We start from the raw sequence: 19,197 nt of genomic DNA, 5'->3' as shown, positions 1-19,197 counted from the left end.
TACGGGCTGTACGGACGGATCCCGGGGCGGCGCGGCTCAGGCGGCGGCTCGTACCCTCTCGGACGCGGCTCAGCCCCCGAAGGCACGGGGCACGGTTCAGGCCTGGCGGACCTTCAGGGCGCGCCGGAGGTCGTCGAGCTGGTCGGTGAGGCGGCGGTGGAGGGCCGGGATCATGGGCGCGGTGGCCAGGTGGTTCTGGCCGAGGCGGAGCGATTCCTCGTCGACGGCGTGGGCGGGGAAGGCGTAGCGGCCCGCGGCTTCGGCGATGACGGGGCCGCGGCGGTCGGCGAGGGCGGTGGCGTCGGGGTAGAAGCGGGCGATGTACTCCTCGACGAGTTCCGCCTGTTCGGGCTGCCAGAAGCCCTTTGCGGTCGCGGTGAACAGATAGTTGGAGAGGTCGTCGGAGCCGAAGAGCCGGGCCCAGGCGTCGGCCTTGGCGGCCGGGTCGGGGAGGGCGGCGCGGCAGTGGGCGGCGCCTTCCTGGCCGGTGGCGCTGGGGTCGCGGTCGAGTTCGGCGTCGATGGTGGTGTTGCCGATCGCGCCGAGGACGGCGAGGCGGGTGAGGATGCGCCAGCGCAGTTCGGGGTCGAGTTCGGGCCCGCCGGGCACGCTGCCGGAGCCGAGCCAGTCCTGGAGGGTGTCGGGCTGGCCGGCGGCGTCGATGCGGTGGCGTACGGCGGTCAGACGCAGCCCGGGGTGGCTGCCGTCCTCGGTGCGGCGCATCAGGTCGCGGCAGATCTCGGTGAGCGCGGCGAGTCCCGCGGGGCGGTCGGCGGGGGACAGATAGCGGTCGGTGATCTGGCCGGCGGCGAAGGCGAGGACGCCCTGGACGAGGGCGAGGTCCGTCTCGTACGGGAGGTGCGCGCGGGCGGCGTCCAGGTAGGCGGCGGGGGCGAGTTCGCCGTCGCGGACCATGTCGCGGGCGGCGTTCCAGATGACGGCGCGGGTGAGCGGGTCGGGGAGGCCGGAGAGCGAGCGCAGGGCGGTCTTCCAGGACGCGGCGTCGAGGCGGACCTTGGCGTAGGTGAGGTCGCCGTCGTTGAGGAGGACGAGGGCGGGGCGGCGGCCGGGCCTGACGGGCGGTTCTCCGGTGAGCGGCAGGTCGAGTTCGATGAGGTCGCGGGCGACGAGCCGGTCCGGGTCGGCGGCATCGGCGTCGTACGTTCCGACGGCGATACGGTGCGGGCGGCTGCCGTCCCGTACGACGTCGAGGGTCCAGCCGGTCTCGCTGCCGCCGATGACCGGGGTGAGGGTGTCGACGCCGGTGGTACGGAGCCACTGGGCGGCCCAGGCGTGCACATCGCGGTCGGTGGCCTGGGCGAGGGAGTCGATGAAGTCGGCGAGGGTGGCGTTGGCGAACTTGTGCCGGGCGAAGTGGATGTTGATGCCCGCGAGGAAGTCCTTCTCGCCGAGCCAGGCGACGAGTTGGCGCAGCGCGGAGGCGCCCTTGGCGTAGGAGATGCCGTCGAAGTTGAGGAGCGCGGACGCGGTGTCGGGGACGGCGGCCGGGTCGGGGGCGACGGGGTGGGTGGAGGGGCGCTGGTCGGCCTCGTACCCCCAGGGCTTGCGGCCGATCGCGAAGTCGACCCAGGTGTCGGTGAAGCGGGTGGCTTCGGTGAGGGTCTGGTAGCCCATGTACTCGGCGAAGGACTCGTTGAGCCAGATGTCGTCCCACCAGGTGAGGGTGACGAGGTCGCCGAACCACATGTGGGCCATCTCGTGGGCGATGACCATGGCGCGGGTCTGCCGCTCGGTGTCGGTGACGGCGGAGCGGTAGATGAATTCGTCGCGGAAGGTGATGAGGCCGGGGTTCTCCATGGCGCCGGCGTTGAACTCGGGGACGAACGCCTGGTCGTAGGAGTCGAAGGGGTACGGCTCCTTGAACTTCTCGTGGTAGCGGTCGTAGCAGGCGCGCGTGATGTCCAGGATCTCGTCGGCGTCGGCGTCGAGATGGGGGGCGAGGGAGCGCCGGCAGTGCAGGCCGAAGGGCAGTCCGGCGTGTTCGGTGCGTACGGAGTGCCAGGGGCCCGCGGCGACCGCGACGAGGTAGGTGGAGATGGGCGGGGTGGGGGCGATGGTCCAGCGGCGCGCACCGGAGCGCTCCTGCCCGTCCGTCCCGTCCGCCGGCTCCGCGATGCCGTTGCCCAGTACCGTCCAGTCCTCGGGCGCGGTGACCGTCAGCTCGAACACGGCCTTCAGGTCCGGCTGGTCGAAGGCGGCGAAGACGCGCTGGACGTCCTCCATGAAGAGCTGGGTGTAGACGTAGGTCTCGCCGTCGGTGGGGTCGGTGAAGCGGTGCATGCCCTCGCCGGTGCGGGAGTAGCGCATGTCCGCCTCGATGCGCAGCTCGTGCTCCCCCGCGTCGAGTCCGGTGAGCGCGAGCCGGTTGCCGTCGAGCCCCGCCGGGTCGAGTGTCCGTCCGTCGAGGGTGACCGAGCGCAGCGCGGCGGGCTTGACTTCGACGAAGGTGTCTCCGGCGGCCCGTGCGGTGAAGCGGATGACGGTACGGGAGTCGAAGGTGTCCTCGCCGGTGGTCAGATCGAGCGCGATCGTGTACCGGTGGACATCGAGGAACTGGGCTCGGAGCTGCGCTTCGTCGCGCGTCAGTACGGACATGGGGGCCATGCTGCCCGATGGGGTACGGGCCGCACAGTAGGGTTCTGTCCGCTCTGAGCGCACGCGGCGGGCCGTTCCGGGGCCGCGGTGCCCGCGGGGTTACGGGGCGTCGTGGCGCTGTTACGTCCCGTCGGCGCGGGCGCCGGAGCCGTGCCCGTCGCGAGTCTCGCCCGCGATCGTCTCGTGGTGGCGGATGACCTCAGCGATGATGAAGGTGAGGAGTTTCTCCGCGAAGGCCGGGTCGAGCCGGGCGCTCTCGGCGAGTTGGCGGAGCCGGGCGATCTGGCTGGCCTCCCGGGCCGGATCGGCGGGCGGGAGCCGGTGTTCGGCCTTGAGATGGCCAACCTGTTGGGTGCACTTGAAGCGTTCGGCGAGCATATGGACGACGGCGGCGTCGATGTTGTCGATGCTCTCGCGCAAACGGTTCAGCTCGGCCCGTACGGACTCCGCGACGACCGTCTCTTCGGTGGATTCGGTGGACCCGGTGCCGGGGTCGCTCGTGGTCATGGTCCGGCAGCTTAGACGCGACGGGCGTGACGGCAGGTCCGTGATCAGGATGCGGGACCGGCGGTGCCCGGTGCCGGGGCGGAGGAGCGGGCGCCGGGCCCGTACGCCCGGCACCCGCCCCTCCTTGGCGCTTTGATACTGCCGCTGCCCTACCGGTTCACGTCAGAGAGTCGACGCGGCCGAGGCGATGGCGGAGGCGAAGGTCGAGACCTCGGTGTAGACACCGGGGTAGTTGGGCCGGGCGCAGCCGTTGCCCCAGCTCACGATGCCGACCTGGATCCAGGCGTTGGCGCTGTCCCGGCGGAACATCGGGCCGCCCGAGTCGCCCTGGCAGGTGTCGGTGCCGCCCTGCGCGTAGCCGGCGCAGATCTCTTCCGCGGCTATGATGTCGCCGCCGTACGAGGCGTTGCAGCTCGCGTCGGAGACGAACGGGACGGTCGCCTTGAGGAGGTAGCGCTGCTGGGCGCCGCCCTCGGTGGCCGCACCCCAGCCGGCGACGGTGAAGGTGCCGGTGTTGTACTGCGTGGTGGTGGCGATCTTCAGCGTCGGCAGGTTGATGGGCTGCGCGAGCTTGATCAGCGCCCAGTCCTTGCCGTAACCGTTGTAGCCGGGGGCCTGGTAGACCTTGGTGGACCGGACCTTGATGGCACTGGTGCTGTTGAGGTCGACGACACCGGCGGTGGCGGTGATGCTGGTGTTGTTGCCGGATCCGCTCACACAGTGCGCGGCGGTGAGGACGACGGTGGGCGAGTAGAGCGCGCCACCACAGCCCATCGAGAGCCGGACCATGAAGGGGAATTCGCCCTGCGCGGCACGCGTGCCACCGACGACGGGCGGCGCGACGGGCGCGACGGCCTTGGTCTTGGCGACCGGCGCGGGCGCGGCGGACGCGCCGGACGGGCTGAGGCTGAAGGCGGCGAGGATGACGGTGCCGGCGGCGGCGGTTCTCTTGAGGACGCTCAGAAGACTCATGGCCTGCCTTTCGTGGGGGGCTGGATGTGGGGGTGGTGCTCGGTGGCCGTACGTGGGGTCAGCCGACCCGCCGGGTCCGGGTCGACGCGCGTTGCGTCGCCCTGACATGGGCCCGACAAGAAAGCGTGATCCGGATTATGGGAGGCGGTTCAGCCACGCCACAAGAACCTGTTTTCGGCCACACCGACGCGGCATGTGCCAGTCGGTGTCCGCTGATCGGACAGGGGATCGTCCGCACCGCCCCGTAGAGTGGATTCCGGTCGGCGGGGTTGACGAGGGTGACGGCGTCGGCGTTGAGGAGACCGGCGGGGTGGACCGTCCTCGCGGGGGGAGGGGGGTACGGACGTGACGAACGGCGGCGAGGTCGTGCACGGCTATCCGCATCTCGATACGGCGCGGGCCGCGATCACCGCGCTCTACCGGCGGCTCACACCGGAGGGCATCCGCGCCTTCGCCCCCAGCGTCGCCCCGGCCGATGTCGCCTTCTCCGATCTGGACGATCTCCATCTCGGCACCCAGCGGGTCGCGCACGCCCTGGTCCAGCAGCTCCGGCTGCCCGACGCGCGCATGATCGTGAGCTTCCGCGAGATGGACCAGGCGGCCAGTGTCGAGCTGGCGGCGGGCCCCGAGTACTTCATCGAGCTGAACAACCGCTTCCGCACCCACCGCCGTGACATCGGCGCCGCCCTCGCCCACGAGATCACCCATGTCCTGCTGCACCGGCTCGGGCTGAGCTTCCCCGGCACCCACGACAACGAGATCCTCACCGACACGGCCACGACGTATCTGGGCGCGGGCTGGCTGCTGCTCGACGCCTACCGCGAGGACCGTGACTCCAGCCAGAAGCTCGGCTATCTGACGCCGGAGGAGTTCGGTTATGTCCTCGCCAAAAGGGCGATGGTCTTCGACGAGGACCCCCGGGTCTGGTTCACCAGCCCGCAGGGCTACACGTCGTATACGAAGGGCCGGGCGCAGGCGCTGCGCGACGAGCAGCAGCCGCCGCTGACCACGGCCGGCTGGTCGGGACGGCACCGGTACGCCAAGGACCGCCGTTACGCGCTCGAACACTCAGAAAGCGACGCCCCGAGCAGCAACGCGAGCAGCGCCCCGAGCAGCCACGCAAGCGGCCACCCCGGCGGGCACTCCGCCGGCCACCCCGGGGCCAGTCATCCCGGCGGCGGTCACCCCAGCGGTGACCGTCCCCGCCGTACGCACCCGGGCGGCGCCCGCCCCGGCGGCACGCCCTCCGACCCGCCGGGCGACCTCTCGCCGTACAGCTTCGAACGGCAGCCGGACGGGCTGCGCGTCTCGTTCCCCTGCCCCACCTGCCTCCAGCGCATCCGGGTCCCGGTCCGCGGCCGGGTGCGGGCGCGCTGCGGACTGTGCCGGACGGTGCTGGACTGCGACACGTGACCGACCGTGGAACGCCCGCCCGGGGAACGTAGAGTCGAAGCATGACGAAAGAGCCGACAGCGGGCATCGCGGACCTGTTCGAGGCGGTGGGGGGCGGTGCGGACGACACCGTCGTACGGCTCCTGAGGGCGGGCGTGCCCGCCGAGGCCACCGGCGAGGACGGCGAGACGGCCCTCTACCGCGCCGCGGTCAGCGACCGTCCCGGCGCGGTACGGCTGCTGCTCGCGGCGGGCGCCGATCCGAACCGGGCGAGCGGTCCGGAGGGCTGGGACCTGCCGCTGTGCGGAGCGGCCTGCGGCGGGCACACCGAGGTCGTACGGGCGCTGCTCGCGGCCGGCGCGCTGCCGGACAGCCGCGAGGAGTTCGATCTGACGGCGGTCGTGTGGGCGGTGCGCCAGGGGTTCGCGGACACGGTGGAGGCGCTGCTTGAGTACGGCGCCGACCCCGATCTGCCGGGCCCCGGCGGGGAGCCGCCCCTGCTGCTGGCCGCCCGCCACGGCTCCCCGCCGACCGTACGGGTGCTGCTGCGGTACGGCGCGGGCGCGCACGAGCCGGCGCTCGCCGAGGCCCGCCGCTGGATGGGGCTCGATGTGGAGCGGGAGCTGCGGGACGGTCTGGCGCGCGCCTACGGCGAGGGGTACGAGACGGTGGTGCGCCGGATCGAGGAGGACGGCTCGGAGACCGTCGTCGTCGAACTGCTGCGGGACGGGGTGCCGTTGGCAGGTCAGGAGCAGCGGACCGGGCACGCGGCCGTGGCGACGCTGCTCGAAGCGGAACTGGGACTCGCGACCCCGTTCGAGGAGCTGGCGGAGCGGGCGCTGAGCTGCGGCGATCCCGCGCGGGACGACTGGATCGAGTCGGTGTCGGCGCTGTGGCGGCGCGGCGACGAGGAGACCTTCGAGGCGGCCGCGGCCTGGTGCGGGAGCGACGAGCCGCTGCGGCAGGCGTTCGGCGCGGAGGTGCTGGCGCGGCTGGGCGCGGTGGACGGGCTGAGTCCGTTCGCGGACCGCGCGGTGCCGCTGCTGCGCGAGCTGTCCCGGCAGGCGGTGGAGCCGGAGCTGGTGCGCGCGGTGGTGGTGGGTCTCGGCCAGCACGCCGATCCGGCGGCGCTGCCGGAGATCCTGCGGCACACCGGCCATCCGGACACGGGGGTGCGGCGGCGGGCCGCGCTGGCCCTGACCGGGCTCGTACCGGGCGATCACCGCGACGGGGTGTGGGCGCTGATCCTGTTGAGCCGGGACGCGGACGCGTCGGTCAGGGACCGGGCGGTGCCGGCCCTGGCTGAGGTGGACGCGGACACCCGCGAGATCCGTGAGGCGCTGGCGGCGCGGCTGAACGATCCGGACGCCGAGACGGCCGCGGGGGCGGCCAGGGGCCTGGCGGTACGTCAGGATCCGCGCGCGATCGACGCGCTGGCCCGGATCCTCGCGGACGAACCGCCGGACGGGTACGCCCGCGCGACAGCGGCGGACGCGGTCCGTTACGTACGGAAGGGCCCGGAGCGGCGGCGCCTGGAACGGACACTGCCGCGCCGCCGCTGAACCCCGGGCCCTGTTGCACGCCGTACAAGTACGGGGGCTTGCTAGTCGAGTCTCAGTACTCCGGGCGCCTCTTCCTCGATGAGCTGCACCAGCTCGTCGAAGACGGTGGGGCCGCGCCCGGCCAGAACGTCGTCCAACTCCGCCTGGATGGCGGCCCTGTTGTCCGGGTGCGCCCGCTCCAGCCGCCGCTGGAGCGTACGCGCCGTCTCCTCCTGACCGAGCGCGCTGCGCGAGAGGTCGTGCCGGCGCCACTCGATGACGAAGTCACCGTCGTCGGGCGTGCCGTACCCCCCGTGCAGACAGTCCGCGAGCGCGTCGAGATTACGCCCGAAGTAGCCACCGGGCCCGTTCACGGCCGCCCCGATCACCTGCCAGAAGCGATCGAGGTCGGTGACCTCCGCCCCGTCGATCACATACGTCACCGTCATGGAACGGAGGTTACCTTCCGGTCAGCGGTCTCAGCAGCCGTAGTTGACCAGCGAGAACGACGCGTAGTGGTTGGAGGTGTAGTAGTCCTCGTTGTTCCGCTGACCGGTCACGATCCGACGCGCGCCGCGGTCGGACGAGCCGGGCGTGACAACGGTGTACTCGTGGTAGTAGCCGTTCGACTGGCTCGGCAGGATGCCTTCCCGGTTCTGGAAGACGCCGCCGTCCTGCCGGTACGGGAAGGGCCCGCCGGCGTCGATGAGACGGAGGGTGGTGTGGGCCTGGGAGGGCAGCCGGGAGTAGCAGATGCTGCCGACGGCCGAGGGGGCGGCGGTGGCGGTGGCGGTGACTCCGCCGACGAGGACCGTGGCCGCGAGAGCGGCGGCGCCACCGAGGGCGGCGATACGTGGGGGAATTCGCATGGCTTCATGATGACGCGCGTAGACCTGTACACGTCAATCCCAACAGCGGGGAATTTCCGGGAAGTTAACCGGTCGATCCGGGCCGGTAGCACCCCGTACACCGGCCGTCCGACCCGCCGGCCGCACCGTATGCGCGGGGTTTCGGCCAGGACCGGGGCCGGGCGGAACGCCGGGGCCCGGGGCCGGCAGCCGGACGAACGCCCGGGGCCCGGCGGCGCGTTCGGACGCCGCCGGGCCCCCGGCGTGAAGACGGTTCCGCTCAGGCGGCCGTGCGCCGGCCTCCGTCGGCGCCCCGGTCCGGACGGCCGCCGCGCCGGCCCCGGCCACCACGGCCCGTACCCGCACCCGTACCGCCGGCTCCGCCGAGACGCGCCGCGCCACCGCCGCCCGCGCCGGAGCGCGCCGGGCGCGAGCTCCGGGTCCGCTGCTTCGCCTGGACGACGGGCTGCGGCACATCGATGGTGACGGCCACCCCGGAGGGCTCCCGCGCACCCGTCAGCCGTACCAGTTCCTCGTCCTTGGAGGTGATCCGCGCCGACCGCGGCACGATCCCCGCGTCCGACATCAGCCGGGTCATCTCGCGCCGCTGCTCGGGCAGCACCAGCGTCACCACACTGCCGGACTCCCCCGCCCTGGCGGTGCGCCCGCCCCGGTGGAGATAGTCCTTGTGGTCGACGGGCGGGTCGACGTTCACGACCAGGTCGAGATCGTCCACATGGATGCCGCGCGCCGCGACATTGGTCGCGACCAGACAGGTGACCAGGCCGGTCTTGAACTGTTCGAGCGTCCGGTTGCGCTGCGGCTGGGAACGCCCGCCGTGCAGCCCCGAGGCCCGTACCCCGCTCGCCAGCAGCCGCTTGACCAGCCGGTCCACGGACCGTTTGGTGTCGAGGAAGAGCAGCACCCGCCCGTCGCGCGCGGCGATCCGGGTGGTGATCTCCTTCTTGTCCGTCTCGTCGAGGACGTACAGCACATGGTGTTCCATCGTGGTGACCGCGCCCTGCGACGGGTCGACGGAGTGGACCACCGGGTCGGTCAGATACTGCCGTACGAGCCGGTCGATATTGCGGTCCAGGGTCGCCGAGAACAGCATCCGCTGCCCGCCCGGCTCGACCTGCTTGAGCAGCGCCGTGACCTGCGGCATGAAGCCCATGTCGGCCATCTGGTCGGCTTCGTCGAGCACGGTGACCGCGACCCGGTCGAGCCGGCAGTCGCCGCGCTCGATGAGGTCCTTGAGCCGGCCCGGCGTAGCCACCAGCACCTCGGCGCCGCGCCGCAGCGCGCCCGCCTGCTTGGTGATGGAGAGCCCGCCGACGACCGTGGTCAGCTTGAGGTTGACGGCGGTGGCGTACGGGGTGAGCGCGTCGGTCACCTGCTGCGCCAGCTCGCGCGTGGGCACCAGCACCAGCGCCAGGGGCGCGCGCGGCTCGGCGCGCCGGCCCGCCGTACGGGCGAGCAGCGCCAGGCCGAAGGCGAGGGTCTTGCCGGAGCCGGTGCGGCCCCGGCCGAGGATGTCGCGTCCCGCGAGGGAGTTCGGCAGGGTCGCGCCCTGGATGGGGAACGGCTGCGTCACCCCCTGTGCGGTGAGGGTCTTGAGCAGGCCCGCGGGCATGTCCAGCTCGTCGAACGCCTCGACGGCGGGCAGCGCGGGGGTGATGGTTTCCGGCAGAGTGAATTCCTGCGGACGGGCGGCGGCGCGCCGGGCGGGTGCCTTGGCCGGGCCTTTCGCGGGTCCCTTGGCGCGGGAGTTCACCGGGCGCTTGCCGGCGGGGCGGGCGGCACGGTCGTACCGCTCGGATCGAGTCATGCGGAAATGCCTTCCTGGGCCTGAGGACAGCGCGAGCCGGGGCCCGCACCTGCGTGGTGCGGGCCCCGGCTGCGAGGTACGCGTCCGGAAATTAGGCCGGGACGATGTTCTCCGCCTGCGGGCCCTTCTGGCCCTGCGTGACGTCGAACGAGACCTTCTGGCCCTCCTGGAGCTCACGGAACCCCTGGGTGGCGATGTTGGAGTAGTGGGCGAAGACGTCGGCGCCGCCGCCGTCCTGCTCGATGAAGCCGAAGCCCTTTTCCGAGTTGAACCACTTCACGGTGCCTGTGGCCATGTCATTCTCCTAAAACAGGTGCAGAGCCGGAAATTCGCACTGCGCGAATTCCTCGTCGCCGCGTTGAGCCCCATCCGGAGAAAGCCGGCGAAAACAATAATGCGCCTGACGAACATTTCCCGTCAGGCGCACATAAAGTTCATGGGTACCAAAACTGCAACGCGGTCAGCCTAGCACGCCGTGGCGCAGGGTGCGCAGCGGGCGGCCGGGGTGCCAGACCCGTACGGTCACCGCGTCGTCCTCGATCCACGTCCGTACCACCTCGGTGGGCTCCACCCGGAAGAGCTGGAACGGCTCCGGCGGCCGGACCTCGTCGGTGAACCGCCCGCGCGTGTCCGCGTCGGTGACCTCCACGGCCCGGCCGCCGATCCGTACATCGCCGTCGGACAGGGTGTTGTCGGCGCCCGGATTCGCGTGCAGCGCGAAGCGCGGATCGCGCAGCAGATCGAGCGCCTTACGGGAATTCGGCATCATGCCGAGCCACAACTCCCCCAAACGGAAGGTGGCTTCGAGCCCCGACAGCCGCGGGGAGCCGTCCTTGCGGAGGGTGGCGAGCACATGGTGGGGATACGTCTCGAATCGGCGCTGCACGGTCTCGGCGAAGTCCGGCTCCGCGGACCGGAAATCCGGCCAGGTGAATGTCATGCCCCCAGCCAACCGCCGATACCCGACATCTTCTGTCAGGAATAACCTGGGATTCACCGCGGATTCGGTACGGGGGTGCCCTCGCGGGTGTACGAGCCGTCGCCGCGGGCGTACGAAGGCCTCAACCCACGATGCCCAGCTCGCGCGCCCGGCGCAGCCAGTGCGGGAACTCGCCGACGAGCTGGTCGTACAGCTCCGCGTCCCCGACCTTGCGCGGGTCCTCGCCCGCGTGGAAGAACCCGGCGTTGTCGACGGGCCGTTTCGCCGGTACGGGGAGTTCGTCGAGCTTGCGGAGGAAGTCGAACTGTCTGCTGCCCGGGTCACCGAATCCGATGAACTGCCAGAACAGCGGCAGCCGCGCGGCCTTGCACAGATACCGCTCCGCCGCGGGTTTGCTGGTCGGACCGCCGTCGGTCTGGAAGACCACCAGCGCGGGCGCGGTGGACGCGCTGTCCAGATAGTGGTCGATCACCGCGTCCATCGCGATGTGATAGCTGGTCCTGCCCATGTGCCCGAGCCCGGCGACGATCGTGTCGATACGGCCGTGATGGTTGGCCAGTGAGATGTCCGTCTCGGCGTCGATGCCGGTGGAGAAGAGGACGAGCGGGACGGTGCCGTCGTCGTCGAGATGGGCACAGAGGCCGAGGACCCGGTCGGCGAGGGCCTGAACACTGCCGTCCCGGTAGTAGTCCTTCATCGAGCCCGAGTGGTCGAGAACCAGATACACGGCCGCCCGCTGGCCGTTGAGCCCGTTCTTCTCCAGCGAGACGGCCGCACTCTTGTACAGACCGACGAGCGCCGGTGCGGTCTCCTCGACCTTGCGCAGGCTGATGGCGGGTCCGGGTCCCACGAGGCTCCCCCTGTGTCTCGGTGCGCGGACCTGTTGAGGGTACGCGACCGAGCGGACAGGCGAGGGACACGGCGCCTGCCGTCGGTCCGGTCGGGGACTGGGGGGCAGGCGCCGCGCCTTGCGGAGGGCCCGGGAGACGCTCCCCGGGCCGATACCGCCCGTACGCCGTTGTACGGGAGCTTCTTATGTGTGTGCCGTTATGTGGGTGGCGTGTATGTGCCGCGCGGTCAGGCTGTCAGAGCGCGGTCGGTCGGGCGGATCGGGGCCGGCAGTTCGCTGGCGCCGGTGAGATAGCGGTCCACTCCGCGCGCCGCCGAGCGGCCCTCGGCGATCGCCCACACGATCAGCGACTGTCCGCGCCCCGCGTCCCCGGCGACATACACACCGGGCACATTGGTCGCGAAGTCCGCGTCCCGCGCGATATTGCCGCGCTCGTCCAGCTCCAGGCCGAACTGCTCGACCAGACCGTTCGCCTGGTCGGTGCCGGTGAAGCCCATGGCGAGGGTGACGAGCTGGGCCGGGATCCGCCGCTCGGTGCCGGGCTTCTGCTCCAGTTTGCCGTCCTTGAACTCGACCTCGACCAGGTGCAGATACTGCACATCGCCGTGCTCGTCGCCCTCGAAGCGGGTGGTCGAGACGGAGTAGACCCGCTCGCCGCCCTCCTCGTGCGCGGACGTGACCTTGTAGAGCATCGGGAAGGTCGGCCACGGCTGGTGCGGGGCGCGCTCCTCGCCGGGCCTCGGCATGATTTCGAGCTGGGTGACGGAAGCGGCGCCCTGGCGGTGGGCCGTACCGACGCAGTCCGCGCCGGTGTCGCCGCCGCCGATGACCACGACATGCTTGCCCTGGGCGCTGATCGGGGAGACCGTCAGATCCCCCTCGCGCACCTTGTTGGCGAGCGGCAGATACTCCATCGCGAAGTGGATGCCGTTCAGCTCGCGGCCGGGGACGGGCAGATCACGCGAGACGGTGGCGCCCGCGGCGATGACCACCGCGTCGTACCGCTTGCGCAGCTTCGCGGCGTCGATGTCCCGGCCGATCTCGATCTCCGTACGGAACTTGGTGCCTTCCGCGCGCATCTGCTCGATACGCCGGTTGATGTGCGACTTCTCCATCTTGAACTCGGGGATGCCGTACCGCAGGAGCCCGCCGATCCGGTCGGCGCGCTCGTACACCGCGACGGTGTGACCGGCGCGGGTGAGCTGCTGGGCGGCGGCCAGTCCGGCCGGTCCCGAGCCGATGACTGCGACGGTCTTGCCGGAGAGCCGGTCGGGCGGCTGCGGGGTGACGTCGCCGCTGTCCCAGGCCTTGTCGATGATGGAGACTTCGACGTTCTTGATGGTGACGGCGGGCTGGTTGATGGCGAGCACGCACGCGGACTCACAGGGCGCGGGGCAGAGCCGCCCGGTGAACTCGGGGAAGTTGTTGGTGGCGTGCAGGCGCTCGCTCGCCGCCGTCCAGTCCTCGCGGTACGCGTAGTCGTTCCACTCGGGGATCAGATTCCCGAGCGGGCAGCCGTTGTGGCAGAAGGGGATGCCGCAGTCCATGCAGCGGCCGGCCTGCTTGCTGATCAGCGGGAGCAGCGAACCGGGAACGTACACCTCGTTCCAGTCCCTGACGCGCTCCGCGACCGGGCGGGTGGGCGCGACCTCACGGCCGGTGGTGAGAAAGCCCTTCGGGTCAGCCATGGGTCGCCGCCTCCATCATCTTCTCGGTGGTCTCGGTCTCCGAGAGACCGGCCAGCTCGGCGGCGTCCTTGGCGGCGAGCACTGCCTTGTACGTAGTGGGGATGATCTTGCTGAAGCGGTCCACGGCGGTGTCCCACTCGGCCAGCAGCTTCCCGGCGACGGTGGAGCCCGTCTCCTCCTGGTGGCGGCGCACCACGTCGTGCAGCCACTGCTTGTCGGTGTCGTCGAGCGGGCCCACGGCGGCGAGGTTCCCGGCGTTGACATTGTCCGGGGCGAGGTCGACGACGTACGCGATGCCGCCGGACATGCCGGCGGCGAAGTTGCGCCCGGTCGGGCCGAGGACCACGGCGTGGCCGCCGGTCATGTACTCGCAGCCGTGGTCGCCGACGCCCTCGGAGACCACGGTGGCGCCGGAGTTGCGGACGCAGAAGCGCTCGCCGGTGCGGCCCCGCAGGAACAGTTCGCCGCCGGTCGCGCCGTAGCCGATGGTGTTGCCCGCGATGGTGGAGTACTCGGCGAGATGGTCGGCGCCGCGGTCGGGCCGTACGATCACGCGCCCGCCGGACAGGCCCTTGCCGACATAGTCGTTGGCGTCGCCCTCCAGCCGCAGGGTGATGCCGCGCGGCAGGAACGCGCCGAAGGACTGGCCGGCCGAGCCGGTGAAGGTGATGTCGATGGTGTCGTCGGGCAGGCCCGCGCCGCCGAACTTCCTGGTCACCTGGTGGCCGAGCATGGTGCCCACGGTCCGGTTGATGTTCCGGATGCCGGTCTGGGCGCGCACCGGCTGGGCGGCCTCGGCGCTGTCGGCGGCGAGGGCGTCGGCGGCGAGCTTGATCAGCTCGTTGTCGAGGGCCTTCTCCAGGCCGTGGTCCTGCTCGACGGTCCGGTGGCGTACGGCGTTCCCGGGCAGGTCGGGGACGTGGAAGAGCGGCTTGAGGTCGAGGCCCTGGGCCTTCCAGTGGTCCACGGCCCGCTCGGTGTCGAGGAGTTCGGCGTGGCCGACGGCCTCTTCGAGGGTACGGAAGCCGAGCTCCGCGAGGATCTCGCGGACCTCTTCGGCGATGAACTCGAAGAAGTTGACGATGTACTCGGCCTTGCCGGAGAACCGCTCGCGCAGCACCGGGTTCTGGGTGGCGATGCCGACCGGGCAGGTGTCGAGGTGGCAGACGCGCATCATGACGCAGCCGGAGACGACGAGGGGCGCGGTCGCGAAACCGAACTCCTCGGCGCCGAGCAGCGCGGCGATGACGACATCCCGGCCGGTCTTGAGCTGCCCGTCGGTCTGGACGACGATCCGGTCGCGCAGACCGTTGAGCAGGAGGGTCTGCTGGGTCTCGGCGAGACCCAGCTCCCAGGGGCCGCCGGCGTGCTTGAGGGAGGTGAGCGGCGAGGCGCCCGTACCGCCGTCGTGTCCCGAGATCAGCACCACATCGGCGTGTGCCTTGGAGACCCCGGCGGCGACCGTGCCGACGCCGACCTCGGAGACCAGCTTCACATGGATACGGGCCCGCGGGTTGGCGTTCTTGAGGTCGTGGATGAGCTGGGCGAGGTCCTCGATGGAGTAGATGTCGTGGTGCGGGGGCGGGGAGATCAGCCCGACGCCGGGGGTGGAGTGCCGGGTCCTGGCCACCCAGGGGTAGACCTTGTGCCCGGGGAGCTGGCCGCCCTCGCCGGGCTTGGCGCCCTGCGCCATCTTGATCTGGATGTCGTCGGCGTTGACCAGATACTCGCTGGTCACGCCGAAGCGCCCGGAGGCGACCTGCTTGATGGAGGAGCGGCGCGCCGGGTCGTACAGGCGATCGGCGTCCTCGCCGCCCTCGCCGGTGTTGGACTTGCCGCCGAGCTGGTTCATGGCGATGGCGAGGGTCTCGTGCGCCTCGCGGGAGATGGAGCCGTACGACATGGCGCCGGTGGAGAAGCGCCTGACGATCTCGGAGACCGGCTCGACCTCGTCGAGCGGGACCGGCTCACGGTCGGGGGCGAAGCCGAAGAGGCCGCGCAGGGTCATCAGCCGCTCGGACTGCTCGTTCACCCGTTCGGTGTACTTCTTGAAGATGTCATAGCGGCGGGCGCGGGTGGCGTGCTGGAGGCGGAAGACCGTCTCCGGGTCAAAGAGATGCGGCTCGCCCTCGCGGCGCCACTGGTACTCGCCGCCGATCTCCAGCTTGCGGTGGCTGGCGGAGATCCCGGAGGCCGGGTACGCCCTGGCGTGCCGGGCTGCGACCTCCTCGGCGACCACATCGAGACCGGCACCGCCGATCTTGGTGGCGGTGCCGTTGAAGTACTTGTCGACGAACGACTGGTCGAGGCCGACGGCTTCGAAGACCTGTGCCCCCCGGTAGGAGGCGACGGTCGAGATGCCCATCTTGGACATGACCTTGAGGACGCCCTTGCCCAGGGCGTGGATCAGGTTCCGGATGGCCCGCTCGGGCGCGAGGCCCTCGATGAACGTACCGGCGCGGACGAGGTCCTCGACGGACTCCATGGCGAGGTACGGGTTGACCGCGGCGGCTCCGTATCCGATGAGCAGCGCCACATGGTGCACCTCGCGGACGTCGCCGGCCTCGACGAGCAGCCCGACCTGCGTGCGCTGCTTGGTGCGGATGAGGTGGTGGTGCACGGCGGCGGTGAGCAGCAGCGAGGGGATCGGGGCGTGCTCGGCGTCGGAGTGCCGGTCGGAGAGCACGATGATCCGGGCGCCGCTCTCCAGGGCGGCGTCGGTCTCGGCGCAGATCTCCTCGATCCGGGCGGCGAGTGCCTCTCCGCCGCCGCCGACCCGGTAGAGACCGGACAGCGTCGCGGCCTTCATGCCCGGCATGTCGCCGTCGGCGTTGATGTGGACGAGCTTGGCCAGCTCGTCGTTGTCGATCACCGGAAAGGGCAGGGTGACACTGCGGCAGGACGCGGCGGTGGGCTCCAGGAGATTGCCCTGCGGGCCGAGTGACGAGCGCAGCGAGGTGACCAGTTCCTCGCGGATGGCGTCCAGCGGCGGGTTGGTGACCTGCGCGAAGAGCTGCGTGAAGTAGTCGAAGAGCAGCCGGGGCCGGGCGGAGAGCGCGGCGATCGGCGAGTCGGTGCCCATGGAACCGATCGGCTCGGCGCCCGCGCGCGCCATCGGCGCGAGCAGGACCCGCAGCTCCTCCTCGGTGTAGCCGAAGGTCTGCTGGCGGCGGGTGACCGAGGCGTGGGTGTGCACGATGTGCTCGCGCCCGGGCAGGTCCTCCAGCTCTATCTCGCCGGCTTCGAGCCAGTCCCGGTACGGCTTCTCGGCGGCGAGGTCCGCCTTGATCTCGTCGTCCTCGATGATGCGGTGCTCGGCGGTGTCGACCAGGAACATCCGGCCGGGCTGGAGGCGGCCCTTGCGGACGACCTTGGCCGGGTCGATGTCGAGGACGCCGACCTCGGAGGAGAGGACGACGAGGCCGTCGTCGGTCACCCAGTAGCGGCCGGGGCGCAGCCCGTTGCGGTCGAGGACCGCCCCGACCTGGGTGCCGTCGGTGAAGGTGACACAGGCCGGGCCGTCCCACGGCTCCATCATCGTGGCGTGGAACTGGTAGAAGGCACGCCGGGCCGGGTCCATGGAGTCATGGTTCTCCCAGGCCTCCGGGACCATCATCAGCACGGAGTGGGGCAGCGAACGGCCGCCGAGGTGGAGCAGTTCGAGGACCTCGTCGAAGGTCGCGGAGTCCGAGGCGTCGGGCGTACAGACCGGGAAGATCCGCTCCAGCTTGTCGGGCCCGAACAGCTCGGAGGCGAGCTGCGACTCACGCGCGCGCATCCAGTTGCGGTTGCCCATGACCGTGTTGATCTCGCCGTTGTGCGCGACGAAGCGGTACGGGTGGGCCAGCGGCCAGCTCGGAAAGGTGTTGGTGGAGAACCGTGAGTGGACCAGCGCGATGGCGGTGGCGAGCCGGCGGTCCGAGAGGTCGGGGAAGAACGGCTCCAGCTGGCCGGTGGTGAGCATCCCCTTGTAGACGAGCGTACGGGCGGAGAGCGAGGGGAAGTAGATCCCGGCCTCGCGCTCGGCGCGCTTGCGCAGCAGGAACGCCTTGCGGTCGAGGGCGATGCCCGTGCTCGTACCGTCCGCGACGAAGAGCTGGCGGAAGGCCGGCATCGTGGCGCGCGCGGTGGCGCCGAGCAGTCCGGGGGCGACGGGCACCTCGCGCCAGCCGAGGACGGTCAGGCCTTCCTCGGCGGCGATCGTCCCGATCCGTGAGACGGCCTCGGTGGCGTCGTCGGCGGGCAGGAAGGCGATGCCCACGGCGTACGAGCCGGCCTCGGGCAGATCAAAACCGGCGGCCTCGCGCAGGAAGGCGTCCGGCACCTGGAGCAGGATCCCGGCGCCGTCGCCGGAGTCGGGCTCGGACCCGGTGGCGCCCCGGTGCTCCAGATTGCGCAGTACGGTCAGCGCCTGCTCCACCAGCGCGTGGCTGGCTACACCGGTGAGGGTGGCCACGAACCCGACGCCACAGGCGTCGTGCTCGTTACGGGGGTCGTACATACCCTGAGGGGCGGGGCGACCGTCCATGGGCGACCAGGCGTCGGAACGCATCGGCTCTCCCGTCGTCGTTTCGTGGCATATGCGATTACCGAGGGACGACGCTGGCCCTCCAAGAAATTTCACGCAGGTTACATGATGGGTAGCTTCTCGCGGAACGGATAGCTTATTCCAGCATGTGGACACCGCTCGTAGCGGTGGATGTGGGGAGCAGACGGACAGATCGTCGTCCGTCCGGGGGCGGCGGAGCAGGCTTCGTTGCCCGCGGCGCCTTCGGCTCATGCCCGGTCATTAACGACTCGAAACCGCCGGGTAACGGCGGCATATGTGGCGCCGGGCATAGTGTCGCACCCCGGCGCCCGGAACGGCCGGGGATGTACGTCACAGGGTGCGGGCTCGATGCCCGTACCGCAAGGCCGGAGGGGGTACGGAGGGCCCGTTCGGGCGTGGGTCGGGGTGCTGTAGCGGAGGGCGCTACCGGGGCGCTGTACGAAGGGGCTCCCCCGGGTCGGGGCGACGCGCCCCGGTCAGAGCGCCGCCCCGAACAGGGCTCCGAGACCGTACGTCAGCGCCGCCGCCGTCCCGCCGAGCACCAGCTGCCGCAGCCCGCTGTACCACCAGCTCCGCGCGGTCACCCGGGCCACCAGCGCGCCGCAGGCGAACAGTCCGCCCAGCGCCACCGCCACCGCGGGCCACAGCGCCGTCGCACCGAGCAGATACGGCAGTACGGGCAGCAGCGCGCCCAGCGCGAAGGACCCGAACGACGACACCGCGGCGACCACCGGCGACGGCAGATCGTCCGGGTCGACCCCCAGCTCCTCGCGCGCGTGGATCTCCAGGGCCTGCTCGGGGTCGTGGGAGAGCTGCCTGGCCACCTCACGGGCCAGCTTCGGCTCCACCCCGCGCGACTCGTAGAGCGCGGCCAGCTCCTCCAGCTCGTCGGCGGGGTGCTTGCGCAGCTCGCCGCGCTCCACCTCCAGCTCCGCCTGAACCAGCTCGCGCTGCGAGGCCACCGAGGTGTACTCGCCGGCGGCCATCGAGAAGGCACCGGCCGCGAGACCCGCGAGCCCGGTGATCACTATCGTCTGCTGGGAGACCGCGCCGCCCGCGACCCCGGTCATCAGCGCCAGATTGGAGACCAGCCCGTCCATCGCGCCGAAGACCGCGGGACGCAGCCAGCCGCCGTTGACATCACGGTGCGTGTGGTTGTCGCGGTGTGCCTCGTGGAGCGTGGCCTCGGTGTCGATGATCGACATGGTTCTCCCTTTCCCGACGTCCCGACGCTTCTTCCCAACGTCTCAACGCTTCGAAAATACGCACGAAAAACCGCTCCCGCCAGCAAGGAAGGCCGTACTTACCGAGCATGACAAGCCATCGGGGACGGCATCGGGGACGGGGGCGGCGGGCCGTGTCAGCCGGGTGACAGCGGCGTTTCCCGGACTCCCCGGGCGCCCGGCGTGGCAGAGATCCAGGACCACCGGGAACACATCCCGCACCCGGGCGCGTGTGAAAGGGCC

The 19,197-nt window shown here is 71.1% G+C and carries 14 protein-coding genes; 2 read left to right on the top strand and 12 right to left on the bottom strand.

All coding sequences use genetic code 11. The features are described 5' to 3' along the window. Window positions 1–96 precede the first annotated feature (96 nt). The 3 genes from pepN to ACFU9P_RS11230 all read right to left on the bottom strand — a co-directional run bounded on the left by pepN (window position 97) and on the right by ACFU9P_RS11230 (window position 4,095). The gene (pepN, locus tag ACFU9P_RS11240) at window positions 97–2,616 is read right to left on the bottom strand and encodes an aminopeptidase N (RefSeq protein ID WP_384078743.1); all 2,520 of its coding nucleotides are present in this window, start codon (window positions 2,614–2,616) and stop codon (window positions 97–99) included. 120 nt (window positions 2,617–2,736) lie between these two features. Beyond that, window positions 2,737–3,123 (bottom strand): chorismate mutase, encoded by a 387-nt coding sequence (locus tag ACFU9P_RS11235; RefSeq protein ID WP_384078741.1) that lies wholly within the window; start codon window positions 3,121–3,123, stop codon window positions 2,737–2,739. A gap of 162 nt (window positions 3,124–3,285) precedes the next feature. Next, window positions 3,286–4,095, bottom strand: a complete 810-nt coding sequence (locus ACFU9P_RS11230) for a serine protease (RefSeq protein ID WP_376375142.1) — start codon at window positions 4,093–4,095, stop codon at window positions 3,286–3,288. Window positions 4,096–4,440: 345 nt separating this feature from the next. Here ACFU9P_RS11230 and ACFU9P_RS11225 point away from each other — a divergent pair, with 345 nt between their 5' ends. Together ACFU9P_RS11225 and ACFU9P_RS11220 are read left to right on the top strand one after the other, a co-directional pair. Then, the gene (locus ACFU9P_RS11225) at window positions 4,441–5,508 is read left to right on the top strand and encodes a hypothetical protein (protein WP_384078739.1); all 1,068 of its coding nucleotides are present in this window, start codon (window positions 4,441–4,443) and stop codon (window positions 5,506–5,508) included. Window positions 5,509–5,549: 41 nt separating this feature from the next. After that, complete coding sequence (locus ACFU9P_RS11220) at window positions 5,550–7,049, top strand: ankyrin repeat domain-containing protein (RefSeq protein WP_384078737.1); 1,500 nt, start codon at window positions 5,550–5,552, stop codon at window positions 7,047–7,049. A gap of 41 nt (window positions 7,050–7,090) precedes the next feature. Here ACFU9P_RS11220 and ACFU9P_RS11215 read toward each other — a convergent pair whose 3' ends face one another. The 9 genes from ACFU9P_RS11215 to ACFU9P_RS11175 form a co-directional block, all read right to left on the bottom strand. Continuing rightward, complete coding sequence (locus tag ACFU9P_RS11215) at window positions 7,091–7,477, bottom strand: barstar family protein (RefSeq protein WP_376375133.1); 387 nt, start codon at window positions 7,475–7,477, stop codon at window positions 7,091–7,093. A gap of 30 nt (window positions 7,478–7,507) precedes the next feature. Next, a complete protein-coding gene (locus tag ACFU9P_RS11210; RefSeq protein ID WP_384078735.1) occupies window positions 7,508–7,897 on the bottom strand; it encodes a ribonuclease domain-containing protein in 390 nt (129 codons plus the stop codon). Between the two features lie 259 nt (window positions 7,898–8,156). Beyond that, the gene (locus ACFU9P_RS11205) at window positions 8,157–9,704 is read right to left on the bottom strand and encodes a DEAD/DEAH box helicase (protein WP_384078733.1); all 1,548 of its coding nucleotides are present in this window, start codon (window positions 9,702–9,704) and stop codon (window positions 8,157–8,159) included. 91 nt (window positions 9,705–9,795) lie between these two features. Continuing rightward, the gene (locus tag ACFU9P_RS11200) at window positions 9,796–9,999 is read right to left on the bottom strand and encodes a cold-shock protein (protein WP_015607926.1); all 204 of its coding nucleotides are present in this window, start codon (window positions 9,997–9,999) and stop codon (window positions 9,796–9,798) included. A 165-nt stretch (window positions 10,000–10,164) separates the two neighbouring features. Further along, complete coding sequence (locus ACFU9P_RS11195) at window positions 10,165–10,644, bottom strand: pyridoxamine 5'-phosphate oxidase family protein (RefSeq protein WP_376375124.1); 480 nt, start codon at window positions 10,642–10,644, stop codon at window positions 10,165–10,167. Window positions 10,645–10,765: 121 nt separating this feature from the next. After that, on the bottom strand, window positions 10,766–11,494 hold the full coding sequence (locus tag ACFU9P_RS11190) for a vWA domain-containing protein (protein WP_384078731.1): 729 nt from the start codon (window positions 11,492–11,494) through the stop codon (window positions 10,766–10,768). A 227-nt stretch (window positions 11,495–11,721) separates the two neighbouring features. Further along, window positions 11,722–13,182 carry a glutamate synthase subunit beta gene (locus ACFU9P_RS11185; protein ID WP_384078729.1) on the bottom strand — a complete coding sequence of 487 codons (1,461 nt, stop codon included), beginning with the start codon at window positions 13,180–13,182 and terminating at the stop codon, window positions 11,722–11,724. Then, entirely contained in the window at window positions 13,175–17,734 is a 4,560-nt protein-coding gene (gene gltB, locus ACFU9P_RS11180; protein ID WP_384078727.1) for a glutamate synthase large subunit, read from the bottom strand. The genes ACFU9P_RS11185 and gltB overlap by 8 nt, the downstream gene beginning before the upstream one ends. A 473-nt stretch (window positions 17,735–18,207) precedes the next feature. Beyond that, a complete protein-coding gene (locus tag ACFU9P_RS11175; RefSeq protein ID WP_384078725.1) occupies window positions 18,208–18,936 on the bottom strand; it encodes a VIT1/CCC1 transporter family protein in 729 nt (242 codons plus the stop codon). Window positions 18,937–19,197: the final 261 nt, after the last annotated feature.

Origin of the sequence: Streptomyces sp. NPDC057617 (assembly GCF_042800555.1) — a bacterium.
In the GTDB taxonomy this organism is placed as follows: domain Bacteria; phylum Actinomycetota; class Actinomycetes; order Streptomycetales; family Streptomycetaceae; genus Streptomyces.
The sequence above is the reverse complement of the archived record's forward strand: the minus strand, read 5'-3'. Positions and strand labels throughout refer to the sequence as shown.

What these genes read in the sequence shown, in the direction of transcription:
- ACFU9P_RS11215 (WP_376375133.1), bottom strand. Translation starts at nt 7,477, where the DNA reads ATGACGGTGACGTATGTGATCGACGGGGCGGAGGTCACCGACCTCGAT.
- pepN (WP_384078743.1), bottom strand. Translation starts at nt 2,616, where the DNA reads ATGTCCGTACTGACGCGCGACGAAGCGCAGCTCCGAGCCCAGTTCCTC.
- ACFU9P_RS11210 (WP_384078735.1), bottom strand. Translation starts at nt 7,897, where the DNA reads ATGCGAATTCCCCCACGTATCGCCGCCCTCGGTGGCGCCGCCGCTCTC.
- gltB (WP_384078727.1), bottom strand. Translation starts at nt 17,734, where the DNA reads ATGCGTTCCGACGCCTGGTCGCCCATGGACGGTCGCCCCGCCCCTCAG.
- ACFU9P_RS11230 (WP_376375142.1), bottom strand. Translation starts at nt 4,095, where the DNA reads ATGAGTCTTCTGAGCGTCCTCAAGAGAACCGCCGCCGCCGGCACCGTC.
- ACFU9P_RS11175 (WP_384078725.1), bottom strand. Translation starts at nt 18,936, where the DNA reads ATGTCGATCATCGACACCGAGGCCACGCTCCACGAGGCACACCGCGAC.
- ACFU9P_RS11220 (WP_384078737.1), top strand. Translation starts at nt 5,550, where the DNA reads ATGACGAAAGAGCCGACAGCGGGCATCGCGGACCTGTTCGAGGCGGTG.
- ACFU9P_RS11200 (WP_015607926.1), bottom strand. Translation starts at nt 9,999, where the DNA reads ATGGCCACAGGCACCGTGAAGTGGTTCAACTCGGAAAAGGGCTTCGGC.
- ACFU9P_RS11205 (WP_384078733.1), bottom strand. Translation starts at nt 9,704, where the DNA reads ATGACTCGATCCGAGCGGTACGACCGTGCCGCCCGCCCCGCCGGCAAG.
- ACFU9P_RS11195 (WP_376375124.1), bottom strand. Translation starts at nt 10,644, where the DNA reads ATGACATTCACCTGGCCGGATTTCCGGTCCGCGGAGCCGGACTTCGCC.
- ACFU9P_RS11235 (WP_384078741.1), bottom strand. Translation starts at nt 3,123, where the DNA reads ATGACCACGAGCGACCCCGGCACCGGGTCCACCGAATCCACCGAAGAG.
- ACFU9P_RS11185 (WP_384078729.1), bottom strand. Translation starts at nt 13,182, where the DNA reads ATGGCTGACCCGAAGGGCTTTCTCACCACCGGCCGTGAGGTCGCGCCC.